This window comes from Actinoplanes sp. NPDC048791, assembly GCF_040650095.1.
Taxonomy (GTDB): Bacteria; Actinomycetota; Actinomycetes; order Mycobacteriales; family Micromonosporaceae; genus Actinoplanes.
The window spans coordinates 1-1714 of sequence record NZ_JBEZGQ010001420.1 but is presented as its reverse complement, the minus strand read 5'-3'; the positions used below and the strand labels follow the sequence as shown (position 1 = coordinate 1714).

2 protein-coding genes are annotated in these 1714 nt (G+C 72.2%); both read left to right on the top strand.

Annotation, left to right across the window (positions count from 1 at the left end; all coding sequences use genetic code 11):
- On the top strand, nucleotides 1-869 hold an 869-nt coding region (locus AB0C29_RS46995), incomplete at its 5' end, for an aminotransferase class V-fold PLP-dependent enzyme (RefSeq protein WP_360834687.1).
- 160 nt (nucleotides 870-1029) lie between these two features.
- Nucleotides 1030-1714 (top strand): ATP-binding protein (locus AB0C29_RS46990; protein ID WP_360834685.1); only part of this gene is annotated, 685 nt, incomplete at its 3' end.

The following is a 1714-nucleotide window of genomic DNA, read 5'->3' as shown; positions in this document are numbered from 1 at the left end:
CGAACGTGCGGCCGTGGGTCCAGGCCGCCGAGGCTGCCGGGGCGACCGTGCGCTGGGCGGAGTTCGACGCCGACAGCGGGGAACTGCCCGCGAAGCAGTACGCCGACCTGGTCGGTCCGCGTACCCGGGTGGTGGCGGTGACCGCGGCCAGCAACGTGACCGGCGCGATGCCCCGGGTCCGGGAGATCGCCGACCTGGCCCACGCGGCCGGCGCGCTGGTCTACGTCGACGGTGTGCACGCCACCGCGCACGTGCCGACCGATGTCCGGGAGCTGGCCGCCGATTTCTATGTGACCAGCGCGTACAAGTGGTCCGGTCCGCATCTGGCCGCGGTGATCGCCGACCCGGCGCGGTGGGAACGGCTGCGGCCGGCCAAGCTCATCCCGTCGTCGGACGCGGTGCCGGAGCGTTTCGAGTTCGGCACGCCGAGCTTCGAGCTGCTCGCCGGAGTCACCGCCGCGGTCGAGCACCTGGCGGCGCTGCCCGAGCTCTCCGGTGGCGGTCCGGCCGGCGCGGGAACGACGCGCCGGGACCGCGTGGTGGCCGGGCTGACCGTGGCTGCCGCGTACGAGGCGGAGCTGCTGGAGCGGCTGCTGACCGGGCTGGCGGCGAATCCGGCGGTGACGGTTCTCCCGGCGCCGGAGCAGCGGTGCCCGACGGTGTCGTTCCGGGTTTGCGGGCAGTCCCCCGCTGAGACCGCCGGGCGGCTGGGCGAGCAAGGGATCTGCGTCTTCTCCGGCGACTACTACGCGTACGAGTACTTCACCGCGGCGGGACTACGCGACAGCGGCGGCGCTGTGCGGGCCAGTATCTACCACTACAACACCGCCGAAGAAGTGGACCGGCTGCTGGCGGCGCTGGGTGGCTGACCGCCGCCGGCATCGAAATGCATCATGCCTACCGCATCGATGGCGTGCGCCGCGTCGCTCATTAGAGTGGTGACCCCCCGCCGCCGTTGACCGTCCGTGACGACGGGGACAGACTCCCAGATGGCCGTGCGACGAGGCGGCCTGTATCGGGAGTGATTCCATGACGGAGGCCGGTCCTCCTTACCTGTTCGGCGGCGATGATCGCGGCGCGTGCTTCTCGGTCACCTGCGACGCGGAGAGCGGCCTGCTGGAGATCTCGGTCCGCGGCCGGTTCAGCCTGCGCCTGAGCATGGAGCTCTACGGCGGGCTGCGGAAATGCCTGGCCGAGCATCCCACGGCGATCATCGCCGATCTGGCCGAGTTCGACGACCCGTACGCCGTCAGCGCGGCGATGTGGCTGTCGATCAACCGGACCGCCGCGGCTATGTACCCATCGGTGCAGCTGGCCCTGGCCTTGTCGCCGATCGCACCGCTCGCGGGCCGGTTACGTCGGCTCGGCGCCGGGCACTTCTTCCCCGCCTACCCCAGCCTCGACCAGGCCCGGACCGCACTGGCCGGTACGGCGCCGCTGACGGAACGCCTGTGCCTGAGCCACCTGCCGCCGGAGGCATCATCGGTCGAGGTGGCGAGCGAACTCGTGGACATCGCCTGCGACTCGTGGCGCATGCCGGAGCTGGTGGCGCCCAGCCGGGCGATCATGTCGGCGCTCGTGGGCAACGCTGTCGAGCACGCGGGCACGGACATCGGCGCGGCAGTGTGGCGGCGCGGGGCCGGGCTGCACCTCTCGGTCCGTGATCGCGATCCGCGGCTGCCGCGGCTGCTGCAGCGCCAGGCCGGCGAGCCGG